16 protein-coding genes are annotated in these 26,512 nt (G+C 30.2%); 7 read left to right on the top strand and 9 right to left on the bottom strand.

Annotated elements, in window-relative coordinates; all coding sequences use genetic code 11:
* The first annotated feature begins 185 nt into the window (after positions 1–185).
* From CP965_RS11515 to CP965_RS11495, 5 genes are read left to right on the top strand one after another with little or no spacing between them, the layout of a single operon-like run.
* The gene (locus CP965_RS11515) at positions 186–1,283 is read left to right on the top strand and encodes a TRAP transporter substrate-binding protein (RefSeq protein WP_129062257.1); all 1,098 of its coding nucleotides are present in this window, start codon (positions 186–188) and stop codon (positions 1,281–1,283) included.
* Positions 1,280–1,789 carry a TRAP transporter small permease subunit gene (locus CP965_RS11510; protein WP_129062256.1) on the top strand — a complete coding sequence of 170 codons (510 nt, stop codon included), beginning with the start codon at positions 1,280–1,282 and terminating at the stop codon, positions 1,787–1,789. Before CP965_RS11515 ends, CP965_RS11510 begins: the two co-directional genes overlap by 4 nt.
* A gap of 3 nt (positions 1,790–1,792) precedes the next feature.
* Entirely contained in the window at positions 1,793–3,118 is a 1,326-nt protein-coding gene (locus tag CP965_RS11505) for a TRAP transporter large permease (RefSeq protein WP_129062255.1), read from the top strand.
* A gap of 1 nt (position 3,119) precedes the next feature.
* On the top strand, positions 3,120–4,715 hold the full coding sequence (locus CP965_RS11500; protein WP_129062254.1) for a gamma-glutamyltransferase family protein: 1,596 nt from the start codon (positions 3,120–3,122) through the stop codon (positions 4,713–4,715).
* Between the two features lie 16 nt (positions 4,716–4,731).
* On the top strand, positions 4,732–5,538 hold the full coding sequence (locus tag CP965_RS11495) for a sulfite exporter TauE/SafE family protein (protein ID WP_129062253.1): 807 nt from the start codon (positions 4,732–4,734) through the stop codon (positions 5,536–5,538).
* A 59-nt stretch (positions 5,539–5,597) separates the two neighbouring features.
* On the opposite strand, the gene urtE is transcribed toward CP965_RS11495, so the two are convergent.
* The 6 genes from urtE to CP965_RS11465 all read right to left on the bottom strand — a co-directional run bounded on the left by urtE (position 5,598) and on the right by CP965_RS11465 (position 13,895).
* Positions 5,598–6,296 (bottom strand): urea ABC transporter ATP-binding subunit UrtE, encoded by a 699-nt coding sequence (urtE, locus tag CP965_RS11490; protein ID WP_228712718.1) that lies wholly within the window; start codon positions 6,294–6,296, stop codon positions 5,598–5,600.
* Positions 6,296–7,084, bottom strand: coding sequence for an urea ABC transporter ATP-binding protein UrtD (gene urtD, locus CP965_RS11485; protein WP_129062252.1), 789 nt, complete (start codon positions 7,082–7,084; stop codon positions 6,296–6,298). Before urtD ends, urtE begins: the two co-directional genes overlap by 1 nt.
* Complete coding sequence (gene urtC, locus CP965_RS11480; protein WP_129062251.1) at positions 7,071–8,201, bottom strand: urea ABC transporter permease subunit UrtC; 1,131 nt, start codon at positions 8,199–8,201, stop codon at positions 7,071–7,073. The genes urtD and urtC overlap by 14 nt, the downstream gene beginning before the upstream one ends.
* Positions 8,202–8,211: 10 nt before the next feature.
* Positions 8,212–9,813 (bottom strand): urea ABC transporter permease subunit UrtB, encoded by a 1,602-nt coding sequence (gene urtB, locus CP965_RS11475; RefSeq protein WP_129062250.1) that lies wholly within the window; start codon positions 9,811–9,813, stop codon positions 8,212–8,214.
* A 65-nt stretch (positions 9,814–9,878) separates the two neighbouring features.
* Positions 9,879–11,159 carry an urea ABC transporter substrate-binding protein gene (gene urtA / locus CP965_RS11470; protein ID WP_129062249.1) on the bottom strand — a complete coding sequence of 427 codons (1,281 nt, stop codon included), beginning with the start codon at positions 11,157–11,159 and terminating at the stop codon, positions 9,879–9,881.
* A 108-nt stretch (positions 11,160–11,267) separates the two neighbouring features.
* Entirely contained in the window at positions 11,268–13,895 is a 2,628-nt protein-coding gene (locus tag CP965_RS11465; protein WP_129062248.1) for a response regulator, read from the bottom strand.
* A gap of 71 nt (positions 13,896–13,966) precedes the next feature.
* Between CP965_RS11465 and CP965_RS11460 the strand changes: the two genes are divergently transcribed.
* On the top strand, positions 13,967–15,025 hold the full coding sequence (locus CP965_RS11460; RefSeq protein WP_129062247.1) for a hybrid sensor histidine kinase/response regulator: 1,059 nt from the start codon (positions 13,967–13,969) through the stop codon (positions 15,023–15,025).
* Positions 15,022–15,696 (top strand): response regulator transcription factor, encoded by a 675-nt coding sequence (locus CP965_RS11455; RefSeq protein WP_129062246.1) that lies wholly within the window; start codon positions 15,022–15,024, stop codon positions 15,694–15,696. Before CP965_RS11460 ends, CP965_RS11455 begins: the two co-directional genes overlap by 4 nt.
* On the opposite strand, the gene CP965_RS11450 is transcribed toward CP965_RS11455, so the two are convergent.
* From CP965_RS11450 to CP965_RS11440, 3 genes are read right to left on the bottom strand one after another with little or no spacing between them, the layout of a single operon-like run.
* Complete coding sequence (locus CP965_RS11450; RefSeq protein ID WP_129062245.1) at positions 15,687–17,585, bottom strand: bifunctional diguanylate cyclase/phosphodiesterase; 1,899 nt, start codon at positions 17,583–17,585, stop codon at positions 15,687–15,689. The genes CP965_RS11455 and CP965_RS11450 overlap by 10 nt on opposite strands.
* The gene (locus CP965_RS11445) at positions 17,582–18,184 is read right to left on the bottom strand and encodes a transglutaminase-like cysteine peptidase (protein ID WP_129062244.1); all 603 of its coding nucleotides are present in this window, start codon (positions 18,182–18,184) and stop codon (positions 17,582–17,584) included. The genes CP965_RS11450 and CP965_RS11445 overlap by 4 nt, the downstream gene beginning before the upstream one ends.
* A gap of 56 nt (positions 18,185–18,240) precedes the next feature.
* Entirely contained in the window at positions 18,241–26,487 is an 8,247-nt protein-coding gene (locus tag CP965_RS11440; RefSeq protein ID WP_129062243.1) for a cadherin-like domain-containing protein, read from the bottom strand.
* Positions 26,488–26,512: the final 25 nt, after the last annotated feature.

Genomic DNA, 26,512 nt, shown 5'->3' with positions numbered 1-26,512 from the left:
TTTAAACATACTCTATATAAAATATATACAAATTAGATGTACAATTAATGCTAAAAAATATCTTTACAAAGAAAGCTACAAAGTATAAAATACCCATAACAAATATATTTAAACTCTAGCTACAAGAGTAATGTCTGAAGGTGGATTCTACTTGAATCTTAATTATTAAGAGCTAAGGAAAAAAAATGACTAAGAATAGAAGAGATTTCATAAAGAAAACAAGTTTATCAGCTATTGGTGCAGCAATTGCAGTACCTTCAATTGCAAGTGCAGATTCAAAAAAAACTTTTAGATGGAAAATGACCAATTGTTACGGAGCAGGAGCTCCTTTTTATTCAAAAGGACCAGGAAGTGCTGAATATTTTTGTAAAAGAGTTGAGGAGTTATCCAATAAAAGGTTAAGAATTAAACATTATCCTGCTGGTGAACTTATACCTGCAATGGAAGGTTTTGATGCAGTATCAAAAGGAACTATTCAAATGAACTGGGGAAACTCTTTCTTCTGGGCAGGTAAAACTTTTGCTGCACAATATTTTACAGCAGTACCATTTGGTATGAACTTCCAAGGAACTAATGCTTGGCTTCAATTTGGTGGAGGACAAGAATTATGGGATGAAGTATACAAACCTTTTAATGTAATAGGACTTGCAGCAGGTAATACTGGTGTACAAATGACAGGTTGGTTTAAAAAAGAGATAAAAAGTGTTGAAGATTTAAAAGGTCTAAGAATGAGAGTTCCGGGACTTGCAGGAAAAGTTTTAGAGCAACTTGGTGTTGGAGTTAAGCTTCTTCCAGGAGGAGAAATTTTTCCAGCTTTAGAAAGAGGAGTTATAGATGCAGCTGAATTTGTAGGACCATTTCAAGATAGAAGAATGGGATTACATAAAGCTGCTAAAAATTACTATACAACAGGATGGGGAGAACCAAGTAATACAACAGAGTGTCTTATTAATAAAGATGCTTGGAATGCACTTCCTGAAGATTTAAAAGCTATTGTAAAAAGTGTTGCAGCTGAATGTAATTTAATGGGGCTTTCTTGGTCAGAAGCAAATAACTCAGAGGCATTAAAAGACTTAGTAGACAATGAGGGTGTAATAGCACGTACACTTCCTGATTCAGTTATTAAAAAGCTTAAGGAAGTAACATTTAAAACCTACGATAACTTAACTGCAAAAGATCCTTTAGTTAAAAAAGTACATGATAGTTATTTTGCCTTTAAAGCAATGCATGATGATTGGCAAAATAAAAGTGAAGAAGTCGTAATGACGAAGTTGTCATCATGATTTATGTATTTTTATTCTCAAAAAAGCTAGATACGTTCATAAAACGTATCGGGCAAATTAGCTCTTGGCTAATTTTTATTTTAGTTTTAATGGTTGCAGGAGATGTTCTTCTTAGATATTTTTTTCATATAAGTTCAATTGCTGAACAAGAACTTCAATGGCATATTTTAGCTGCAATTGCAATGTTTGGTTCAGCATTTACTTTTCAACAAGGTGAACATGTAAGAGTTGATCTTTTTTATAATAGATATAGTAAAAAAGTTAAACAATGGATGAATTTATTAATACCTTTATTTATAATCATTCCTTTTTCACTTTTTATTATCTATTTATCTAGTGACTATGTAATGCAATCTTATACTACAGGTGAAGTATCTCCTGATCCAGGAGGATTACCATATAGATATTTGGTTAAATCTTTAATTCCTTTAGGCTTCATACTTATTTGTATCCAAGGTTTTGCAGTTTTATTAAGGTCTATAAGACAATTAAGAAAGGAGATTTAATTTATGGATCCACAGATATTGGCAATATTGATGGTTATATCTTTATTTGGTCTAATCCTACTAGGAGTTCCTGTTGCCTTTTCAATTGCGGGAGCAGGACTACTATTTGGAGTAATTGGAGCAGATTTAAACTTATTTAATTTATTACCATCAAGAATTTTTGGAGTACTTACAAACTATACTCTTCTTGCAATACCACTATTTGTTTTTATGGGAATACTTTTAGAAAAATCCCGTTTAGCAGAAAAGATGTTAGATATTTTAGGTTTACTTTCAGGTAAAAAACCTGGTGGTATGGCAATTGCTATTATTGTTGTTGGTATTTTAATGGGTGCTTCTACTGGAATTGTCGGAGCTACAGTTGTAACACTTACAATGATAGCTTTACCTACATTATTAAAAAGAAATTATAGCCATAGTGTCTCTTGCGGTACGATATGTGCATCTGGAACATTGGGGCAAATTTTACCTCCAAGTTTAGTTTTAATTTTATTAGCTGATATTAGTGGAGAAGCTATAGGTCCTTTATTTGCTGCTGCATTAATGCCGGGATTATTATTAGCAGTTTGCTATATTTTATATATTATAATTTTAAGTAAGTTTGCACCTCATCATGTTCCACCTATTGATAAGGAAGAAAGAGATTCTTATTCTAAAAAAGAATTATGGATAGAGTTTTTTAAATCGGTGGCACCACCTTTTCTTTTAATTTTTGCTGTTCTAGGTTCAATTATTGGTGGACTTGCAGCTCCTACAGAAGCTGCTTCTATGGGAGCTATTGGGTCACTTTTAATTGTATTTTTAAGTAGAAGACTAAATTTAGAAATTTTAAAAGAAACTTTATATGAAACTATGAAAGTGACTGGTATGATTATGTTTGTTCTTATCGCTTCTCAAGTTTTTGGACTTAGTTTTAAAGCTTTAGACGGGGATTATTTAGTTGAAGATCTTTTTGCAGCAATACCAGGGGGAATGTGGGGTTCAATTTTATTTATGATGCTTATTTTATTCATTTTAGGTTTTTTCTTAGAATGGATTGAAATATCATATATTGTTTTACCATTAGTTTTACCAATATTTCATGCACTTGATATAAATATGATTTGGTTAGGGATATTAATAGCCTTAAACCTTCAATCATCATTTTTAACCCCACCCTTTGGTTGGTCACTCTTTTTCTTAAAAGGAGTAGCTCCAAAAGAGATAAAAACTATGGAAATTTATAAAGGAGTATTGCCATTTATTGCAATTCAAATTATTGTAATTGCATTAGTGATGATATTTCCAGAAATAGCCCTTTGGCTACCAAAATCAATAGGATGGATGTAATATGAGTAACTTACCTTTAACACAAACTTCGAACAATGCAATGGTAGTTTCACCACACCATTGTGCCTCAGATGCAGGACTTGAAATTTTAAAACAAGGGGGAAATGCAATTGAAGCTACAATTGCAGTTGCCTCATCTTTAGCAGTTCACTACCCACATATGACTGGGATTGGTGGAGATGCCTTTTGGTTAATATATGACCCTAAAGAGGGGGTTAGTTTTATTGAAGCGTCTGGATACTCAGGTTTTGATGTAAGTATGAGTCAATATGAAGGACTAGAAACAATTCCTTTTAGAGGAAGAGTTGCAGCAAATACTGCTGCTGGTGCTGTTTCTGCTTGGGATTTAGCATATGAAAAAAGTAAAAAGCAGTGGAATGGAAAACTCTCTACTTCAGAACTTGTAAAAGAAGCAGTACACTCATCAAAAGAGGGAATTATAGTTACTGAGTCTTTATCTCAAACATTAGAAGAAAAAAGAGAAGAACTCATAGTTGACCCTTACTTTGCAAATATTTATTACCCTAAGGGAAATACTCCTAAGACAGGAGATATCTTAAAACAAGAAAAACTTGGGTCTACATTAAAGACTCTAGGTGAAAAAGGATATGATGATTTTTATAGAGGAAGTTTATCTCAAAAAATTGCTAAAGATTTTAACTCAAGAGATGGATTAATATCTATAAAAGATTTAAATGAACATCACGCTTCTTGGAATACACCTTTACAAATGAAAACAAGTAATGCAACAATCTTTAATGCCTCTGCTCCAACACAAGGGGTAGCATCATTAATGATTTTAGGTCTATTTGATAGATGGAATGAAAAGTTACCTAAAAAAGATTCAACTCAATATGTACACTTATTGGTTGAAGCTACTAAAATTGCATTTAAGCATAGAGATAAAATGAGTACTTCTGCAACTGCTGAAGAATTACAAAAATGGTTAGAACCTGAATATCTTGATAAACTAAGTGAAGAAATTGATTTAGAAAAAGCACTTCCTTGGGGAGAAAATGCAGCACCTGGTGATACAACTTGGTTTGGTGCAATAGATTCTAAAGGTAGAGTTGTAAGTGCTATTCAAAGTATTTATCATGAGTTTGGAAGTGGATTAACATTGCCTGAAACTGGTATTGTTTGGCAAAATAGAGGTTGTAGTTTTGCTTTAGACTCATCTCATATTCAAGCTTTAGAACCACACAAAAAACCTTTCCATACCTTAAACCCTGCAATTGCATTGTTTGATGATGGAAGAGTTATGGCTTATGGAACTATGGGTGGAGATGGACAGCCACAAACTCAAGCAGCAGTTTTTTCTAGATATGCTTATTACAATGAAGATTTGTCAGCTTGTATAAACAATCCTAGATGGCTTCTAGGAAGAACTTGGGGTAATTCCTCTCAAAGTTTAAAACTAGAATCTAGATTTGATGATAAGTTGATTAATGAATTAAAAGAAAAAGGTCATGATGTTGAAATTTTAGGTGAATTAGATTCTGCCGTTGGTCATGCAGGAGCTTTAGTTTATGATAGATCAAAAACTATAAAAGGGGCATTTGACCCAAGAAGTGATGGTAAGGCATCAAGTTTTTAAATAAGGATAAATTTTTATGAATGAATTATTAGTATTAGTCCCAATTTTGTTGGCAAGTGGCGTAGTAGCTGGCTTGCTTGCAGGATTACTTGGTGTTGGTGGAGGGATTGTAATTGTTCCTATGCTTTATCATATTTTTATATATATGAATATTGATATCTCAATTGCTATGCCATTATCTATTGGAACATCTTTATCAACTATTGTTGTAACTTCAATAATATCAGCTAGATCTCACCATAAAAAAGGTGGGATTGATTGGGATTTATCTAAAAAATGGATTCCATTTGTGATTCTTGGAGTTTTAATTGGAGCATTTTCATCTAAATTTATAGATGGAACAAATTTAAAATTTATGTTTGGTATTCTACTTTTACTTGTATCTCTTAATATGATTATTAGTAGTTTTAAGAAACTTGTAATAGCAGAATCTCTTCCAGGTAAATTTGGGCAATCTATTTTTGCTACACTTCTTGGTGGTTTTGCTTCATTACTGGGTATTGGTGGGGGAACTTTGATGGTTCCTTTATTATCTTTATTCTCATTTCCAATTCATAGAGCTGTTAGTACAGCTTCATTGTTTGGTTTGATTATTAGTGTACCTGCAACTATTGGATATATTATTGTGGGATGGAATGTGCAGAATCTGCCATTAGCCTCTACAGGTTATGTTAATTGGCTGGCATTTATAGTACTAGTTCCAATGACAATGTTTTTTGCACCCTATGGTGTAAAACTGGCATATAAATTAAATGTAAAACAGTTAAAACTTGCTTTTGCTATATTCTTATTATGTGTTGGTATTAAAATGGTTTTAGTTTAAAACCATTTTGATAAAGGGATTAATAGAATCCCTTTATCTTTTGAGTTTAATTAATCAATTTATACTGATAGATATTGTTCTACTATTGTCTCACTTAAATCTTCAATCTCACCTTTTGCAACAACACTTCCTCTATCAAGTAAATAAAAATCATCTCCATGTCTTCTTGCAAATGGTAGTTTTTGTTCAACTAAAATAACAGTTATCTTTTCCTCTTTTGTAAGGTAATCAATAACTCCTCCAATTTGTTGGACTATATTTGGTTGAATACCTTCACTTGGCTCATCAAGGATTAAAAGTTTTGGTTCTAAACAAAGAGCTCTTCCAATTGCTAATTGTTGTTGTTGTCCACCACTAAGGTCACCACCTTTTCTTTTTAACATATCTTTTAAAACTGGGAATAGTTCATATATCTTTTCAGGAACTTGTTTTAAGCCATTTCTGTTTCCTAGTAATCCTATTTCTAGATTCTCTTTAACAGTTAGTTGAGAAAATATCTCTCTTCCTTGTGGTACATAACCTATACCAAGCCCTGCTCTTTTTTCACTTCCAAGTTTACTAATATCTTTGTCTTCATAAATAATTTGGCCACTTTTAACTGGAAGTAACCCCATAATTGCTTTTGCTAAAGTTGTTTTACCAACTCCATTTCTTCCCATAAGACAAGTACATTTCCCTGGTTCAATCTCTAAGTTTAAATCCCAAAGAGTATGACTTTGTCCATAAAATTGGTTTAGATTTTTAATATTTATCATCATTATTCTCCCAAATACACACGTCTAACTTTCTCATTGTTCTGAACATCTTTCATAGAACCCTCAGCTAAAACTGAACCCTCATGAAGTACTGTAACTTTTTTTGCAATACTTCTAATAAACTCCATATCATGCTCAACAACCACTACTGAATGATTTTTTGAAAGCTCAGTTAAGATTTGACCTGTTTTTTCAACCTCTCCTGGAGTCATACCTGCAACTGGTTCATCAACAAGTAGAAGCTTTGGGCTTTGCATAAGTAACATTCCTATTTCAAGCCACTGTTTTTGTCCATGTGAAAGAATAGAAGCTGGATTATGATAATGCTCTTTTAGACCAATTAATTCCATAGTCTCTTCTATTTTATCTTTTTGCTCACCACTAAGTTTTGCAAATAAAGTTTTGAAAAATCTTTTATCATCTTTCATTGCAAGTTCAAGGTTTTCAAAAATTGAGTGACCTTCAAATACTGTTGGTTTTTGAAACTTTCTTCCTATACCAATTTCAGCAATTGTTGGTTCATCCATTTCTAAAAGGTTTGCAGCCTTACCAAAAATAACATCCCCTTTATCAGGTTGTGTTTTCCCTGTAATTACATCCATCATAGTGGATTTACCTGCACCATTTGCTCCAATAATACATCTTAATTCTTCATACTCTATTGATAAAGATAAAGAGTTTAAAGCTTTAAAACCATCAAAACTAACTGTAACATCATCTAAATAAAGGATTCTATCACCTTTTTTTAACTCCCCTACATTTTGTTCATTATCATGTTTAAGCAATAGCATTTGAAAGCTCCTTTTTATCTTTTCTCAAATTTAATTTTGAGATAAGTCCAACTACACCTTTTGGTAAGAATAAAGTTACTACAACAAATATACCACCTAAAGCATATAACCAAACTTCTGGAAGGGCAGAGGTAAAATATGTACTTGCATAATTTACAATAAATGCTCCAACTATGGCACCATATAAAGTTCCACGTCCACCAATTGCAACCCAGATTACTAATTCAATTGAAAATAGGGGTGAAAATACATTTGGATTGATAATCCCAACTTGTGGTACATATAAAGCTCCTGCAACACCTGCCATAGCAGCACTTACTATAAAAATAAAAAGTTTATATTGCTCAACTTTGTATCCAATAAATCTTGTTCTACTCTCTGCATCTCTGATTGCTATACAAACTCTTCCAAGTCTTGAGTTTATTATAAATCTTGCGATTAGATATCCTACAAAAAGAGCAATAAAAGAGATAATAAGCAGTGCAATTCTTGTACTGTCAGCTTGCAAGTCAAATCCTAAAATATCTTTAAAATCTGTAAGTCCGTTGTTTCCACCAAAGCCCATATCATTTCTAAAAAATGCTAACATAAGAGCATAAGTCATAGCTTGAGTGATGATTGATAAATAAACTCCTGTAACTCTTGATCTAAATGCTAAGTATCCAAATACAAAAGCTAAAAGTCCAGGAACTAACATAATCATAATAAATGTAAAAATAGGATTATCAAAACCATACCAAAACCAAGGTAACTCTTTTAGGTTCATAAATACCATAAAGTCTGGTAAATCTGGATTTCCATAAACACCTCTATCACCTATTTGTCTCATAAGATACATACCCATTGCATATCCACCAAGGGCAAAAAAAGCTCCATGTCCAAGACTTAAAATTCCTATATATCCCCAAACTAAATCTAAAGCTAATGCAAGCAATGCAAAAGCTAAATATTTACCAAGTAGTGTAACTGTATATGTTGAAACATAAAATAGTGAATCTTGTGGTAAAACAAGGTTTGCAAAAGCAACATAAATAACTACTAATGCAAGTATTCCTAATACTATTTTACCACCTTTGTCATTTTCTAAAATTTGTAAAAATATTGGTTTTCGTTTCATCTTCTCCACCTTAGTCTTGTGCATCTCGACCTTTTTGAGGGAAAAGCCCTCTAGGTCTTTTTTGAATAAATAAAATAATAAATACAAGGATGATAACTTTTGCTAAAACAGCCCCTGCTACTGGTTCTATAAATTTGTTGATTTCTCCAAGTGTTAGTGCACCAATTAGTGTTCCCCAAAGGTTACCAACTCCACCAAATACAACAACCATAAAGGAGTCAACAATATAGGCTTGTCCAAGATTTGGACCTACATTTGTAAGTTGTGATAATGCAACTCCAGCAATTCCAGCAATTCCTGAACCTATACCAAAAGTCATGGCATCTATCCAAGATGTTTTAATCCCCATTGCTTGAGCCATTTGTCTATTTTGTGTTACAGCTCGCACCTTTAATCCTAAAGAAGTTTTATTTAGAACCATTAATATTCCAAAGAAAACTAATACTGCAAATATGATGATATATAATCTATTGTATGTAAGTGATAGGGCACTATTAATCTCTAATGCACCACTCATCCACTGGGGAGTTTTAACCTCTTGATTTAGTGGAGAATAGATTGTTCTTACTATTTGTTGCAAAATTAAACTAATCCCAAATGTAGCCAATAAGGTTTCAAGTGGTCTTCCATATAGATGTCTAATTACAAGTCTTTCAATAATAATACCCACTATTCCACTTACAATAAATGCAGCAGGAATAGCCACAATTATAGAGTATTCTATTAAGTTCGGCATAACTTGTTGAAGTGTATATGTTGTATAAGCTCCAATCATCATCATTTCACCATGAGCCATATTAATAACTTTCATTACTCCAAATGTAATTGCAAGCCCAATAGCTGCAAGTAATAAAACAGAACCCATACTTAAACCAAAAAATGCTTTTTCTACAACTGCATAATATGATCTAATAGTCTCAACAGAACCTAAAGAAGATTTTGCTGTTTTGATTAACTCCTTTGAGTTATTTTCATTGTTGATAATCTCTTTTAATGCAATCATTGTTTGGTTTGAAAGATAATCACCTAGCTCTTTTACTGCTGTTAATTGCTCTTCTCCACTTGAATATTTAGCTTTTAAGATTGTATTTGCTTCTTCTAAAAGCTTTTTAACATCATCATCTTTTTCTTTAAGTAAAGCTTTTTGAACAAGAGGTTCTAACTCTTTATCTAAATTTTTTAAAATATTTTTTGCTGAAATAAGTCTTTTTTCTTGTTTTTTTGAAAATAGATTCATCTGAGCAAGTTTACTTTTTATAATACTTCTTAATTTATTGTTTGTTTTTACTTTACTAAAGTCTCTTCTACTTTTTGGTTTAACTTTTTCACCCGTTAAAAAGTTTTTTGTGTGAAAAATTTTACCTTCTTTTTTTTCTAAAATAACAAACTTTTTTGAAGATTTTATATAATATAAATCCCCATCTTTCATTTTTGTAAGTAATAGATTTGTTCTATCATCTTCTGAATATTTTTCAACAAGATCAACAACTACTTTTTGTTTTGTTTTTAAACTATTTGTTTGTAATTTAGTAATATCTTGCTCAAAATTTGCAAATAAAGATGATAAAAAAAATAAATTAAGAAAAATTATTTTTATTATATTGATTTTCATATAAGTACCTTTTATAAAAAAGGAGGAGAAATTAGTAGTGAAAACTCCTCTCTTTTTTTAGTTTTTTAGTAGTTTTGACCTGAACATTTTTTAGTTACAGTATTGTAATTACCACAGTTTACTGGTTCTGTCCAGTCAGCAATTACATCTTTTGATGAAGGTAAGAAATTAGACCAAGCATCACCTGCAACTTCACCATCAGTTGAGTACACAGTTTCAAATTGACCATCTTCTTGAATTTCACCAATTAATACTGGTTTTGTTAAATGGTGGTTTTTAAGCATTTTAGCTGTACCTCCAGTTAAGTTAGGAACTTCAAGACCAATAATAGCTTTGCTTACTGCATCTACATCTGTAGTACCAGCTTTTTCAACAGCTTTTACCCAAAGGTTGAAACCGATATATGTAGCTTCCATAGGGTCATTTGTAACTCTTTTATCATCTTTTATAAATTTTTTCCATGAATCAATAAAGTCATAATTTAAATCAGATTCTGCACTTTGGAAGTAGTTCCACGCTGCTAAGTGACCAACTAAAGGTTTTGTATCAATACCTGATAACTCTTCTTCTCCAACTGAGAAAGCAACAACTGGAATGTTTTCTGCACTAATACCTTGGTTTGCTAACTCTTTATAAAATGGAACATTTGCGTCACCATTGATTGTAGAAACAACAGCTGTTTTCTTACCAGCTGAACCAAACTTCTTAACATCACTTACAATACTTTGCCAATCTGAATGTCCAAAAGGAGTATAGTTAATCATAATATCAGACGCCGCAACACCTTTAGATTTTAAGTAAGACTCTAAAATTTTGTTTGTTGTTCTTGGATAAACATAATCAGTTCCTGCTAAAACCCATCTCTTAACACCAACTTCGTTCATTAAGTAATCAACTGCTGGAATTGCTTGTTGGTTTGGCGCAGCACCTGTATAGAATACATTTTTAGAAGACTCTTCACCTTCATATTGTACTGGGTAAAATAATAGTCCATTTAACTCTTCAACAACTGGAAGAACAGATTTTCTAGAAACAGAAGTCCAACAACCAAATGTTACATCAACTTTATCTTGAGTTAATAAACCTCTCATCTTTTCAGCAAAAAGTGGCCAGTTTGAAGCTGGGTCAACAACAACAGGCTCAAGTTTTTTCCCTAAAACTCCCCCTTTTTTATTTTGTTCTTCGATAAGCATTAAAACTGTATCTTTAAGAGTAGTTTCTGAAATTGCCATTGTTCCAGATAAAGAGTGTAAAACACCAACTTTGATAGTATCAGCAGCCTGAGCCAGTGATGTCATTGCAACTAATGCTGCAATGGATAAAGATTTAGCAAACAACTTTTTCATTTTTTCTCCTTTGAAATTAAAATATCTTTTGAGATATTCTTTGGAAGAAGTATAAAAAAGTAGTGTTGCTTTAGTGTTGTTTTTTTATAAAGGTTTATTATTTTATGTTTAACTTTTATACAGGCTAGAACATATTTCTGATATTTTATTAAACTTGAATTGATTTACTAATGTTATTATTGCATCTTTAGTGAAGCCCGTAATTTGATTATCTTCAAGGGTTTTTAAAATTGCATCTGCATCAAGTTTTATAGCAAATTCATCTATTTTTATAGCTAAGTCTTTTTCTAAAACAATTGTTTCTTCTATTGTTTTCTCATTTTCAAATTCAATATCTAAAAATTTTTTTAAACTATTTAAGATATCTTTTTCTTCAAAAGGTTTTGGTAAAAAAGAATCTGCTTTACTATCTAAAACTTTTTGCTTATCTTCTTCAAAAACATTAGCTGAAATTACTATAATAGGAATATCTTTAGTAGAATCTTGCTTTTTTAAAATTTTTGTAGTTTCCAGCCCATCTAAATTTGGCATAAGAATATCCATAAATATTAAATCAAAAGTTGATTCTTTTATACATTTTAAAACTTCTTGTCCATCACTTGCTTGAACTGTATCAATGCCATAAGAACTTAAAAGTTGTGTAAGTAAGTCTCTATTTGCTTTAATATCATCGGCAACTAGCACTTTTAACTTTTTATCATTTCTAATTTTTACTATAGTTTCTTCTATTTTTTCTTCATCTTCTAAGGAATCAATTTTTTGTATTTCTATATTAAAGTTAAAAGTACTTCCACAATTTACTTTACTCTGAACTTTTATTTCACCTTTCATCTTTTCAATAAGTTCCTTAGTAATTGCAAGACCTAATCCTGTTCCATCATGTTTATGCTTTTTTTCTTCTATTTGTTCAAAGGGTTTAAAAATTACTTCTATTGATTCTTTAGACATTCCAATCCCTGTATCACAAACCTCTACATATAATCTTTCTTTATTAGCTTTTATATGTGTAGAAATAAAACCTTTTTGAGTAAATTTTAAAGCATTTCCTAAAATATTTATTAAAATTTGTCTTAATCTTTTTTCATCACATCTAATATACTTTGGAACACTCTTATGTATATTTAATGAAAATTCTAAACCTTTTGCTTCACATTTTGAAGTGAACATTAATCTTATTTCATCTAAAAATTTAAATAAATTAAAGTCATTTGAATTTATTATTATTTTTCCTGCTTCAATTTTTGCAAACTCTAATATCTCATTTATTAAAGATAAAAGATGTTGCCCACTACTATAAATAGTATCTATATTTTGTTTTTCCAACTTTTCAATATTCTTTGACTTTTTTAAAATATTAGTAAATCCCAAAATTGCATTTAATGGTGTTCTTAGTTCATGGGACATATTTGTAAGAAAAATAGATTTAGTTCTATTTGCATTTTGTGCTTCAAGGGTTGCTTTTTTTAGTTGGTTCTCATACTCTTTTCTTTTGGTTATATCTGAGAATACAACAACGGAACCTTCTAAAACAGTTGAATTACTTGTATAAATAGGAGTACTTACATAATCTATTGGAAAAAGCTGTCCAGTTTTTGAAAGAAAAGATTGTTCTTCTTTTTGAATAAGCATTAATCTCTCTTTTTGCTGAGCTCCTTTTTTAAAGAGATGTTTCCCAATAGTTTTATTTAAATACTCTCCAATTAACTCTTTTGATTTGTATCCTAGTATTTCAGAAGCGGTAGGATTTACAAAAATAAATCTACCCTTTGCATCAAGTCCAAAAATACCTTCACCAGCTAAATCAAGAAGTCTTTCATTTTGTTTTTGAGATTCCATTAACTGTATTGCATTATCTTTAAATACTTCAACAGCTGCAATCATTTCACTTACCTCATCCATAAAGACTTTTTGAGGTAAATCAATATCCATATTATTTTTTGATAACTTGAGCATTCCTTTATTTAATATTTCAATTGGATGAATAATTCTATGTAAAATAATAAATACAAAAGAAAATACAAAAAGAACAATCAAAAATAAAACAGATAAAGATAAATAAGTTTCCATATTTTTAACAGTTTGGTGAGATTCATTTACTCTTTTTTGTGTTCGACTTTCAAAAGCTTTGTAAAACTCATTTAAGGGTTTCATAATAGCTATTTTTGCTTTATGGTATTGTTTCCCATACATTATTTGTCTTGCAAGCTTAAAATCAGGCTCTTTTTTTATTGTATAGTTTCCATCTTTATCTTGAAAAATTCCTTTTATTGCATTCATTGCTTTTGTTTCAAGATATGTTAAATCGTCAGATTCTTGTTGAGAAGTATATAATAACTCTAACTCTTCATCTTGAAAGCCTGCTTGTTTCATAAGAGTTCTAAGGGGTATTTTTGCACCATCAAGTTTAGGATTACTTCCATCAAGAGTATAAAAGTCCCAAAATATTCTATTATAATATTTAGGTCTAGGTTTCTTTCCATTTCTAATATCTAAAACTGTAAGAAACTGTTCTTTAAACATTTCATTTCCAGTTAGAACATAACTTCTTGCCATTCTTGTTAAGTCATCAGAACTTTGTCTTAACTCATCAGCAAGGATTAAAGAACGATGTTGCATTTTATAAGCATCTTCTAGTTGATTAACTGCTTTTTGATACTCACTTAATATAAATACAACACTAATAAGTGCCAGACTATTGATAATTAGTAAAAGAATAAATAGTTGTTTAAGTTTCATACAGCTTGTCTATTTTCTTTCTCTTTTTTTAAGTTATAATAACTAAAAATCATAGATTTACTTGAGGTAAAATGACTAAAAAATATACTATATTGATTATTGATGATAAATTAGAAAACTTACAATACCTAAAAAAGATTCTTGAAGGACAAAATTATGATATTAGGGCAACACCTGATGGAATGATGGCACTTCAAGCTGCTAAACTGAATACTTTCAATTTAATACTTTTAGATATAAAAATGCCAAATATTGATGGTTATGAATTATGTAGATTATTTAAAAAAGAAGAAAAATTAAAAGATATTCCTATAATATTTATTTCTGCTTTAGATAATTTAGAGGATAAAATAAAAGCTTTTGAAGAAGGTGGAGTTGACTATATAACAAAACCTTTTGAAGAAAAAGAAATATTAGCAAGAATAAAAACACAATTACAGATTTATGAAAATAAAATACTTATTGAAAAACTTCTTGCACAACAAGATTTATTTGTAAAAAAAATAATGCATGAAATGAATACTCCTGTTTCTATTATCTCTTTAAATAGTGAACTAATAGAAAAACAATATGGATTTTCTAAAGAAGTGGAAGCCATAAAAGCTTCTATAAAAACTCTTTCTTCAATTTATGGAGACTTATCTTATAAAATTAAAAAAGAAAATAGAGAATATAAACCTTCACAAATAAATTTATTACAATTTATAAGTTCAAGAGTTCAATTTTTTGATGAGTTAGCAAATACTAAAAATATTCATATTAATTTAGAATATAGTGAAAATATCGAGATAACTATAAATAAATATGAACTAGAAAGAGTTATAGATAATACCCTTAGCAATGCAATAAAATATAGTAAAGAAAATGGAGAAATTAATTTATTTTTTGGAAAAGAAGATAGTAATTATTTAATTATACTAGAAGATTTTGGTATAGGTATAGAAGATACATCAAAAGTATTTAATGCTTATTATCAACAATCAACTAAGAAACAAGGTCTAGGCTTAGGTTTAAATATTGTAAAAGAAATTTGTGATAAATACAAGATAGAAATAGATGTAGAAAGTACAAAAAATCTAGGAACTAAGTTTATATTTAATATTAATTCTCTAATAAAGAAAGTACTATGAAAATATTTTTACTAGAAGATGATTTTTCACTTAACAAACTTATCTATAATGCTTTGGAAGATAGAGGTTTTTTTGTTACTAGTGTACATGATGGTTATGAAGCCATGACACAAATTTTAAATAACAGATACGATTTATATATTTTAGATATAAATGTTCCTGGATTTTCAGGACACGAAGTTTTAGAACAAATAAGGAAAATCAATAAAAACTTACCTGTTATAATTGTAAGTGCCCAGTTAGAAATTGATAATATTTCAAAAGCTTATGATTTAGGTTGCAATGATTATTTAAAAAAACCTTTTGAGCTAGAAGAACTTATATTACATATTAAATATCATATAAAAACTATTTTAAAAAATGATGTGGATAAAGATATTATTGATTTAGGTTTTGGAATAAGTTTTGATTTAAAAGACCAAACCTTATATAAACATGAACATGAAATAGTTTTAACTCAAAAAGAAAAACTTCTTTTAACTTTGTTTATAAATAATCTTGATAAAACTGTAACATCTGAGATGATACATGAATATGTTTGGGATAATAAAGAAATGGAAGCAGTTAGTATGAGAAGTATGATTCATAAACTTCAAAAGAAACTAAAAAGTGGAATGATTGTAAATATAAGAGGAGTTGGATATAAACTTATTAAGAAGGATTACTTGTAAAGTATTCCTTCTGTAATCTTCCCTGCAATTAATTTTATATCTTTGTTTTTTAAAGCATTTAATTCTTCTTTAGTATTAATTGATGTTGCAATTAATTTTATACCTAAAGACATCTTAACCATATTTAAAGCATCTAGATTTTCTACTGTTTCTAAAAACTTTTGATTTACTTTTATATATTCTATTTTTTTTGATTTTAAATAATTATAATCATCACTTATTCCCATAAAATTAAAAATAGCAATATCAAAACCATATTCTTCAATAATATTTATAAAAGCTAAAGAGTTATAATAATACTTTACAAAAGAGTCTTCTTCTAATTCAAAAATGATATTTTTAAAACTATTATTTTTATCAAAAATATTTCTTAATTTTTCAAAAGATATATTTTCAATAAAATTACTAGGTATTTGAATTGATATTTTCTTATTATATCTATGAATATTTAACACTTTTGAAATAATATTTAAGTATACTTCTTCTAATAAATTTAATTCAATTACCGAAGCTATAAATTCACCATATGAATATGTCTTATTTTTTGTTTTGATTTCAAAACTAATTGTTTTATAAACAATCTCTTTAGAATCAATATCAAGAACATCTCTATATAAAATATTAAAATAATCATTTTCTTTTAATGCTGTATTTATTAATTCTCTCCAATTGTCTCTTGTCTCATAAACATCATCATTTTTCATATAAAAATAATCTTTATCTTGTAAAATCTTTGATTGAGAAAGAGTATAATCTATTTTACTAAGTAAATCACTATGATTTCTTTCACCTTCAAAAGTACAAAGCCCCATATAAAGTTTTATATCTTCATCTTTTATATTTTTTAATATTTTATTCAAGCTTATAGATAATTGTTTTGCAATATTTTTTGCATCATTTTCTTTGGTCCTTGGCAGAATAATTATAAATTCAGCAGCATTAGTTCTAGATATGATATTAGATTCATTAACTAATGTTAATTCTTTCATAATATTTGCCATTTCTATAAATAGTTTATCAGCTTTTTTATATCCTACTTTTTTATTTAATAAATCAATTCTTGTTAAAACTATTGAGATTATGTAACCTAAATGATTTATGCTATTTTCTTCTAAATATTCACTTGTTTTTAATATTAAATATCTTCTATTATATAGCTTTGTTAATTCATCTACATACAATAACTCTTTGTTCTTTTTCAATATCTCATTTGCATGATTAAACATATTTTGAATTTTTTCAACCATACTATTTATACTTATTGTTACAGATTTGAACTCTAAAGTAAAAGGTATCTTTTTTTGAAAGATAAACTTATTTTGCATAATAGAGTCACTTTGCTCTTTTATAATACTTAAAGGTTTTAAAATAGATTTAAAAAGTAAAGAAAGAACAAATAAAAATACAATAAAAGTTATAACTAAAGTAATAATTAGATTTATGAAAATTGCATAAATTTGATTATAAAAAATATCTCTATCAGCAAAAACTTCAAGTGTACCTAATACTGTCCAACCTTGTGAGATTGTCGAAGAAGCAGAAACTTCATCAATATTTACAAAATTTAAAAACCATAGAGGAAACTTTTTTTCAAGGGATTCTTCTTTTTTTCCTCTTTGATGTACTATATTATTATCTAAATCTTTAAATATTATTTTTTCATAATTACCATTGTCAAAACTTGCATTTAATACAGTTTTAATTGTACTAATATCAGCTTGTGCATTTGTTATGGATAAACTTATATTTGATACACTATTTTGAACATTTTGATATAATGACTTTTGAGCAGAGTCTTTTATCTCATTAAAACTTATACTTGCTATTAATATAAATAATATTGTAAAAACAATTGATAGTAAAATTGAAATTTGTTTAAATAGACTCATATTTTATTCTCCCTAAAGTTTTTTAATAATTTATCCCATTTTCTATGGGCAGCTGTTTTTTTACCATTTTTTAAAATATTTGGATTGAAATTGTATATTGGTTTTAAATCTTTTCTTTTTGAAGCTTTAAAAATTCTTTTTCTAATACTATCTAAAATCAAAGGCTCTGAAGTAGGTGTTTCAAAATAGGAAAGAACCATATGAGCTTCATTTGAACCTTCTAATCTAACATAAGATAAAAACATCTTTTTGGTAGAAACACCTAAATACTTTAATACAAAATATTTAGCTATAACATAATCTTCACAATCACCTTTATCTTTTCCTAAAAATTCATAAGGTGTAGCCCAATAATCACTTACTCCATAAATATCTTTATCATCACCATAAGGAACAGAATTAAAAAAGTCATTTATCATTTCTAATTTTTTTAACTCATTTTTTTTTGATGCTCTTTTTATTGTTCTATTTAAAGCAATAAACCTATTTTTTGCAAATCTATTATATTTTTTTTCTACTTTCTTTATTAGATCTGTAGAATTAAAATCCGCTTGAGAAATAGAAAATACAAAAAATAAAATGAGTATAAAAACTTTCATAGAGTAATTTTATCCTAATAAATAAAGAGATAAATAAAATTTATCTCTTTATTCCCTTATACAATTTGATCAGTAATATTTTGTTCAACTTTTACTTTAACAGAAGAATCATCTGAGTTTGTATAAATATCATATCCATTATCTGCTCCTGTTCCTGCCTCAGTTGTCCAAGTATTACCATCATTTTTAAATGAAACAGCATCTGAACTGTCACCTTTAATAACTAATTCATTATTACTATCTGTCATATCTAAAACATCTTGTAATGATAAATTTAATAAATCATTTGCACCTGCTTCACTTAAGTCAATTTCATTTAGATTTTTTGCAGTTGTTATTGCATCAATATTATCAAAGTCTAAACTTATTCCTTCTTCTAAAGTTAATGTTCCAGATACATCTGAAAGATTTAATTCAAAAGTACCTGTAACTTCAGAACTTTCATCACTATTTTCAGTCTCAACTGTTTTAGCTTTTACAGATACGCTAGCTACTGACTCATCATGTGATAGTTGGATATTATTGATTTGATCGTAAGATATACCATTTAATTTCCAAGTTGTACCATCTAAAGTTGCATTTAAAGCTGTACCATCTTCAAGTCTAAATTGTGCAGATTCATTTAATCCATCAAGTTCTAAACTCATAGTCTCACTTCCATCAACATCAGCCATATTTGCATTTAGTTTTAAATCAACCCAAGAGAAGGCATCACCAAATGTAAGAGTAGGAGCTATTGTCATATCATCAGCAACAGGATCAATATGTCCTGTTACTGAAACTGTTTCTGAAACATATGATGATAGGTTTTGCTCTTTAATATTTACAGTTGCTTTAAAATCAAAATCCCCTGACCAATTTACTGGAGCGTTAATATAAATCTCTGGCATTGTTCCATTATTTGGTACTAACCATTTATTTCTTGCTACGTCATCATCACCTGTAATATTTGGTGTTAAATCAAAAGTACCATTAGTAGTTCCAATATTTGTAGCCATAACTAATGAACCACCCTCTTTATACCAAACTGTAAATCCATTTGGAACCTCATCTAAGATAATATTTCCTAAACTTTCAGACCCATCAATAATTGCATCTGTTTTTATCTCAAATTTTACTGGGTTTGCTAATCCAGTACTATCACTATCAGTATCCTCTATTCCACTTGCAATAACTGTATCAGTATTAAGAACAATATCAATTTCTGGGCTTACTGTAATGCTTGTATTTCCTGTTGAGTCTAGTTCTACAGTACTTCCAGTTTCTTTATTTTGAACTGTTACTTCAAAGTTTACACTTCCATCTCTGTTTAATGCTGGAGTGTATTGTAATCCTGTGATTGGTGTATCAACTGCAAATGCAGGCTCTCCTGCTTTTGGTGTAATTATGTATGTTCCATTACCATCATCAGTTATCTCATATTTTCCAGAACTATCTATTAAAGTGCCACTTGTTCCACCACCAGTTGCAACATCAGCCCAAGTTTCAGTTACTTTAATTGTAATTGAATTACCAATTAATTCTGTTTTACTTCCATCAGATGGGTTTGATAAAGTAATTGAAAGATTACTTGTGCCATCTTCATCTATGTTTTCAGCACTTACATCAACTGTCATTTCGTCTGTTACAGGAATAATAGTTTCTTCATAACTAGGTATTCCTGTTCCATCTACAAAGGTTCCACCATCAAATGTAGAGATAGTTGCAGAGAAAGTCATCTTACCATCTTTATCACCACCTGTATTCATATCAGTAGGAGGTGTAACTATTACATTTGAAAGTTTAGCCTCAATATCTGAAGCACTTCCCGTTCCAACAACTACATAGTAAGTTTTTCCACCATCTTCATAAGAATAACTAGCACCCTCTACTGTAGTACCTTCAGGGAAATCTGTAAAAGTAATAGCATAATTACCAGAAGATGAACCACCACTATTTGTTACATTAATTGATTTACCAAGGTTATAAATAACATCAGCTGTACCGTCATTATTATCTTCATAAATAGTAGCTTCTTTTGTACTTAAATCAAATAATGGTGGTGTTCCAGAACCTGTACCTGTACCTTCAAAATCATTTAGATGAATAGTTACTGAATCACTTTCTATTTCTGCATCTGCACCATCTTGAGTATATGTTGTGATTTTTATATCTCTTTCTTCAAAATCAGCACCGGTATTTACTTTAAATACAATATCTGATAAGGCTCCATCTACATCTAATGTGCTATCTGTTGGAGCTGTAATTTCCCAAATACCATTATGTACACTTCCACTATATCCATAGTATGTAGCACCTTCAACTTCAACACCCATTGGCACACCTGAAATTACAATTTTTGTAACAGTTTCTGAACTATCTTGGTCATTACTTGTTGTTGTAACTGGAACTTTAAACTCGGAATTTTCTTGGTTTATAGTTACCGTTGAACCAGAAATTGTTACATCTCCAGCTTCTTGTGAAATTGTACCAAGTGTTAAAGTTGGTACATCTGTAACTGCTTTTACATTTACAGTATGAGCATGAGAGAAAGTTTTTGTATTAGATTCACTTCCATTTGTATCTGTTACAGTATAAACAACTGTTAAACCAAAATTATCAACACCATCTAAATCATGTTCTGTTGTATTTTTGGCATAAACACTATCAGCTTGTTCAGCTGTAAGTTCATAGTATCCATCTGTTACGGTTAATTCATTAGTCATACTTGCATCTGAATATAGTTTATACCCTGCAGGAACATTAGAAGCTAAAATTTTTACACTAGTAATAGTTTCTTCTCCATCGGTATCATCATCTATTAAAGAAGGTTTTAGATTTAATTTATTAGCACTTCCATCAGCATCTTCATAGATTGTTGAACTTGTAGTAATTACAACATCATCTGCAATTGGATTTACAAAGATATTAACAGTATCAGTATCCCAAGTTTTACTATCATTTTCTCCAGCTTTTTCAGTAGTTACATATGTTAAATCAAAACTTGCACTTCCACTAAAGTTTTCAGGGACAATAAGTTCTATATCTCCAGCTTTTATATCACTTGCTTTTACAACATACATTCCATCTTCTATATAATATGGACTTCCTGAAGCTATAGTAAAGCCTGTTGGTAAATCTATTTTTACAGTTAAAATCTCTGAGTCATCAGAAGAACCAAGACTATCAGGTGTAGTATAGATACTATTGAAGTTAAGTTTATTATCCTCATCTACATTTATATTATCTTCTAAATCAGTACCATCTGGTGCATCTGCGATATTTTTAACTATTACATCTATTGTCGTAACAGTAGGAGCTGCAACATCATCACCATCTTTAGTTTCGGCTGATACATTTAAAGTATAATCAGTATCATCGTTATGAGGTGGAATAAATTTTGGTAAGATAGCATTGTCATACTCTTTAATAGTTATTGCCCAACTTGTTCCACTTATATCAACTGAGATGTTAGTATCATTTGTTCCACTAACAAAACCATCTTTATTATATAATCCACCATTATAATAAATCGCTCCATCATCTGGAAGTTCACTTATAGTTACATTAAATGTTTCAGAACCATCCTTATCATCAGAACTTACTTCTATTTCTAAAGGGATACCATTTTCTGGTTCATCAATTGTATCAATAGGATTTTCATCATTTCCTTTACTTCTTCCAGCATCTTCGAAACCTACAGCTTGAGAAACTTGAATAGTTGCTAAGTCTGCTACTGGATCAATATCTCCAATTATATTAAAAGTTACACTATCTGTTTTTATCTCTGGTGTTACAGAAGAATCACTATCTTTATCTTGTACATTAAGGGTAATTGTCGCTTCTAAATCAATATTCGAAGCACCATAATGTTCTGGAAATTCTATAGTAAATGAAGGATTTGGTTCTTTGTTATCTGGGAAGTTTATCTTAACATCTCCATTTGAATCAACTGTTGCTTTTGAAGTCCCAAGTGTTACAATAGAATCTGGTTCTAAGCCACTAATTTCATACCATCTTTTTTCTGAACCATCATTATCACCTAAAACTTGATTTTTTAGTAATTCTGCTACATTTATAACAAGAGTACCCTCATCAGTATTAGCTGGAATAGTGTAAGTATGAGTTTTTGTATCTCCAGTATTAAACTCTAATGGTGAGATATCATCTGTAACAGCTTTTATATCAAGGGTTACTATTTGTGATGCTTCACTTGAAACAATATCAGGAGAGTACACATCCCCATTCTCATCTACTTCATGTGAAGCTACTGCAATCTTTGTTTTGATATTTGTTGCATTATCTTCATCATGCATAATTGCGATTGATTCGTATTGAGCTTGTGTTAAAGAATGGTCTCCAGTTTGTCCATTTACATGATAGTTATCAACATCACTTATTACAACAGTAAATGTACTATCTTTAGTAATAGTTTCTAAAGTTCCATCTAAAGTTCCATCACCATTTGTATCATAACCTATAGTTGCTGTTCCAAAATCTCCACTTGTATCAAATGAAAACTCTATAGCACCTAATCTTTCTGGATTATCTCCAACAGTTGTACCAGAGTTATCTGTTACATCACCATCATTTTGGTCTATTTGGTCTTCTTTAACTGGAATTTCTAAACCTAAAACTTTTACATTACTACCTTCTCTTTGGTTTCCATCCTGCGCATCTACATCATCAATGTTTGCATCTTCCCAAGTTTCAACAGTTTTATTTTCAAGAGTTGGTGCATCTGCTACTGGTTTTACAGTAATTCCAACTGTTGCTGTTGCAGTATCTCCATCAGCATCACTAACATTATAAGAAAAACCAGATGTTTCACCACTATAATCGTCATTTGGAGTAAAAGTAAGTGTTCCATCACCATTATTTTTAAGTGTTCCAACTACATCATCTTTTGCTGTGTCATAGATATCAATAGAATCTCCATTTGCAACATCACTTGCAGAATCTACACCATTATCTAAATTAATAATACCTCCATCAAAAGACTCATCGCTAATATAAATTATTTTTGTAGTATCTTCATCTAAAGTTACATTTTGATGTATACTTGATGGAAGTGAATCATTTACTGTAACCGTAAAGTTCTGAACACTACTTGTTTGTCCTTGATCTGTTATTTTATAACCAAAGGTAAGAACAACATCATCGTCATCACTTGCATCACCATTTCCAGATATCGGGTGGTCTATGTTTTTATACTGTGTATAAGTATAATCATCATCAGCTCCACCAACTCCTTTTTTATCAAGTGTGATAACAAAAACTCTATCACCCTCTTCTCTTCCTGAACCTGCATAAGCTGTAGTTGTGTTACCTGATACTACATACTCTATAACTACTCCATCAGATTTTAGAATATCTCCATCAGCTGTGTTAAAACTACCATCATCAGAAGTAAAAGTTGGAGTTCCTTCAAATAAAAGTTCGTAAGCATCATCTCCATCAGGTGATATGATATTTAATGATTTAGTATCTGTAATAGTTGTTACACTGTTTTCCATATCAAAATTATCTTCATCTACATAAGCATCAGTAGGATCTCCTAATGTAACACCATCTAAAATCTCCCCTGTTGCAGTTTTTTGTGTATGAATAGCTACATTTTCAAAAGAATCATTTGACTGAGCTACATCTGTAATAGTCAATGTGTAATTTTCTGTTCCATCTGTTACAAAATCATCTATAGTGATATTACTAACTGTTGCAGTAGAGTTTCCTCCTGTAATAGTTACTGTTGTAGTTTTAATTCCATCTTTAAAATCAGCATTTTCTGTTGTATCAGCACTATATTCCATTGTAACAGTAATTGTTTCACCATCTGGAACTGTGATTATCTTTCCATCTTTATCTACTAAAGTTACTGTATGAGTTAAAGTATTACCTTCAATTACTGAATCATCTTTTGTAAGTTTTACATAAACAGTATCTTCAGGTCCATAAGAAGGAGTATCAGGATTATCTTCTCCTGCATTTTCATCTGATTGATTATCTTTTGATGGATTATCTTTGATAGTTCCTATAACTTCAATTTGATCGCCTGTAGAATTATCTGTTTGCCCATCTTCGATTTCATCTGCACCATTTGCAACTGTATGTGGTTTGATACTAAAGTTATCATTGTTATAATCAATTTTATTGATAGTTATTTTTAATTGCTCATCACCCTCTGCAAAATAATCATCTAAAGCAGGAAGAGTAAATTCTTTTGAACTACTACCATTATTAACAACAACAGTATCTTTTGCTGTATAATCATCACTATTAGCTGGATTATCACTATAACCTTCATAGTCAAGATGTACAGTTGCATCACTAGTTACAGTAATAGGATTACCCAGTTCATCAACAATAGTAATAGTATACTTTAACTCACCTCCCTCATTAGCTACATTATCAACACCATCATTTATAACTTCAATCTTAGCAAATAATCTTTCTTTTATAGTTGTAGTTACAGGAGCTGTATCTATATTTACACTTTCATAAGCATCTCCATCATAAGAAGCATATGTATTATCTACTAATTCTACAATATATGTTTCACCTCTATCTTCTGTAGTTTCTTTAAATACTTCTGTGCTAAACATTTCCCCTATTTTAATAGTTTGAGGTGTTTTATTATAATCTTCTGTTCCATCAGTTGAAGTTGAAGTAGGACTCTCTATACCTTTAGCTTCTTTATCTTTAAACACAACATCTACTTGCCCTACTTGAGTATCAAGTCTTGTATCGTCATTAAATGTTGTCTCACCATTTTCAAAAGCATAAGCAATATAATTAGCTTTGCTTCCTACAACTTCATCAGCACTATTTGCAAGTTGATAGTTACCACTTCCATCTTTTACGATATCACCATTATCATCTACTGCAAAGAGTTTAATCATTACAATTTCTTTGTCAGCCTCTTCTGTATGATTTGTAGTATCGTTAGGATTATGTGGTGTATTGTCGTCTATAGGTTTTGAATTATCAGTAATTGTTGTAATAACACCAGAATTACTTACTGTTGTTGCACCATACTCAGTATCTTCTGCTGGTGTAAAGTTTATGATTTTTACAGTTAAAGTTTCTCCATTATCAGCTATATAATCATCAAGTGCATCAATCGATACTGCTGTTCCTAAGTCAATAGATGTAATTGAATCTTGTGGCTTATAATCATTCGTACCTTCTTCCGCATCATCTTCTATATTTCTTGTAGCTGTACCATCTGTAAAAATAAAGTCAACTGTTCCTTCTTGAATATCAAGTTTTGACTCGTCATTAAAAACAGTTGTATTTGGTTTAAAAGCAAGTGCTACATAATAAGCATTTCCACCTTCTGGAGCACTATTTACTTCAATATAATTTCCATCTACATCTTTAAGTGGAGTACCATTTTCATCAGCTGCAACAATTTTTATTATTGTTCTTGGAATAACTGGTTCTGGCTCAGGCTCTGGTTCTGGCTCTGGTTCTGGCTCAGGCTCTGGCTCTGGTTCTGGCTCTGGTTCTGGCTCTGGTTCTGGCTCTGGTTCTGGCTCTGGCTCTGGTTCTGGCTCTGGTTCTGGCTCTGGTTCAGGAATAATTGGAGGAGTAGTAATCTCAGGAGTAGTAGGTTCCTCCTCTTCCACTTCTGGTTCTTCTTCTCTTGGTGGAGTAGATGGTCTAGCAGGTTCTGTAGGAGTTATTGGGTCAATAGGAGTAAAAGGATCAGAAGTTCCTGAATCATCATCAAAACTTAGTCTTTCTTCAGATTCAATTTTAAACATCTCTCTATCAATAAAAGTTTGCGTTCTTGCTCTAAATGAAGCATCTCTTAAATCACTTTCTACATTTGTTGCATCACCATCTCTTGCTTGAAACTGTGCTTCTCCAGTAGTTTCATCTTCTGCTTCTTCTTCCCCTTCTGTAGTCTCTTCTTCTGTCACATCTTCATTATCAGCTTGTGCATTTTCTTCTATAGCCTCAGTTTTTTCATCCTTAAACTCTGCATCTCTTAAATCACTTACCACATCTTCTTGTGCATTATAAGAATCTGGATTTAAATTTAATCCTTCCCTTGTGAAATATAATTCTTCTGTACCAAAAGCAGTTTCAATTAAAGAAGAATCAATCAATTGTTTTTGCCCTTCACTTAATACAATTACATCATTTCCTGAAAGTTCAATTTCTATTTTTGAAGCAGTAGAATTTGAATTATCCCCATATACTGTATCATTTTCATATATGGTATCTCCTACTTGTAAAACTCTTATATTTCCATTTTCATCTTTTACATGAAAAATTCCATTAGATAAGCTTTTTATAGTTCCAGCTATAGTTGCCATGGCTTTTCCTTTTTATTCTATTATT

This window comes from Halarcobacter mediterraneus (genome assembly GCF_004116625.1).
Classification (GTDB): domain Bacteria; phylum Campylobacterota; class Campylobacteria; order Campylobacterales; family Arcobacteraceae; genus Halarcobacter; species Halarcobacter mediterraneus.
The sequence above is the reverse complement of the archived record's forward strand: the minus strand, read 5'-3'. Positions and strand labels throughout refer to the sequence as shown.

Excerpts from the sequence above, each read along its gene's own strand:
- CP965_RS11445 (WP_129062244.1), bottom strand. The coding sequence starts at position 18,184 with ATGAAAGTTTTTATACTCATTTTATTTTTTGTATTTTCTATTTCTCAA.
- urtC (WP_129062251.1), bottom strand. The coding sequence starts at position 8,201 with ATGAAACGAAAACCAATATTTTTACAAATTTTAGAAAATGACAAAGGT.
- CP965_RS11455 (WP_129062246.1), top strand. The coding sequence starts at position 15,022 with ATGAAAATATTTTTACTAGAAGATGATTTTTCACTTAACAAACTTATC.
- CP965_RS11500 (WP_129062254.1), top strand. The coding sequence starts at position 3,120 with ATGAGTAACTTACCTTTAACACAAACTTCGAACAATGCAATGGTAGTT.
- CP965_RS11510 (WP_129062256.1), top strand. The coding sequence starts at position 1,280 with ATGATTTATGTATTTTTATTCTCAAAAAAGCTAGATACGTTCATAAAA.
- CP965_RS11495 (WP_129062253.1), top strand. The coding sequence starts at position 4,732 with ATGAATGAATTATTAGTATTAGTCCCAATTTTGTTGGCAAGTGGCGTA.
- CP965_RS11515 (WP_129062257.1), top strand. The coding sequence starts at position 186 with ATGACTAAGAATAGAAGAGATTTCATAAAGAAAACAAGTTTATCAGCT.
- urtD (WP_129062252.1), bottom strand. The coding sequence starts at position 7,084 with ATGCTATTGCTTAAACATGATAATGAACAAAATGTAGGGGAGTTAAAA.
- CP965_RS11465 (WP_129062248.1), bottom strand. The coding sequence starts at position 13,895 with ATGAAACTTAAACAACTATTTATTCTTTTACTAATTATCAATAGTCTG.
- urtE (WP_228712718.1), bottom strand. The coding sequence starts at position 6,296 with ATGATGATAAATATTAAAAATCTAAACCAATTTTATGGACAAAGTCAT.
- urtA (WP_129062249.1), bottom strand. The coding sequence starts at position 11,159 with ATGAAAAAGTTGTTTGCTAAATCTTTATCCATTGCAGCATTAGTTGCA.
- urtB (WP_129062250.1), bottom strand. The coding sequence starts at position 9,813 with ATGAAAATCAATATAATAAAAATAATTTTTCTTAATTTATTTTTTTTA.
- CP965_RS11450 (WP_129062245.1), bottom strand. The coding sequence starts at position 17,585 with ATGAGTCTATTTAAACAAATTTCAATTTTACTATCAATTGTTTTTACA.
- CP965_RS11440 (WP_129062243.1), bottom strand. The coding sequence starts at position 26,487 with ATGGCAACTATAGCTGGAACTATAAAAAGCTTATCTAATGGAATTTTT.
- CP965_RS11505 (WP_129062255.1), top strand. The coding sequence starts at position 1,793 with ATGGATCCACAGATATTGGCAATATTGATGGTTATATCTTTATTTGGT.
- CP965_RS11460 (WP_129062247.1), top strand. The coding sequence starts at position 13,967 with ATGACTAAAAAATATACTATATTGATTATTGATGATAAATTAGAAAAC.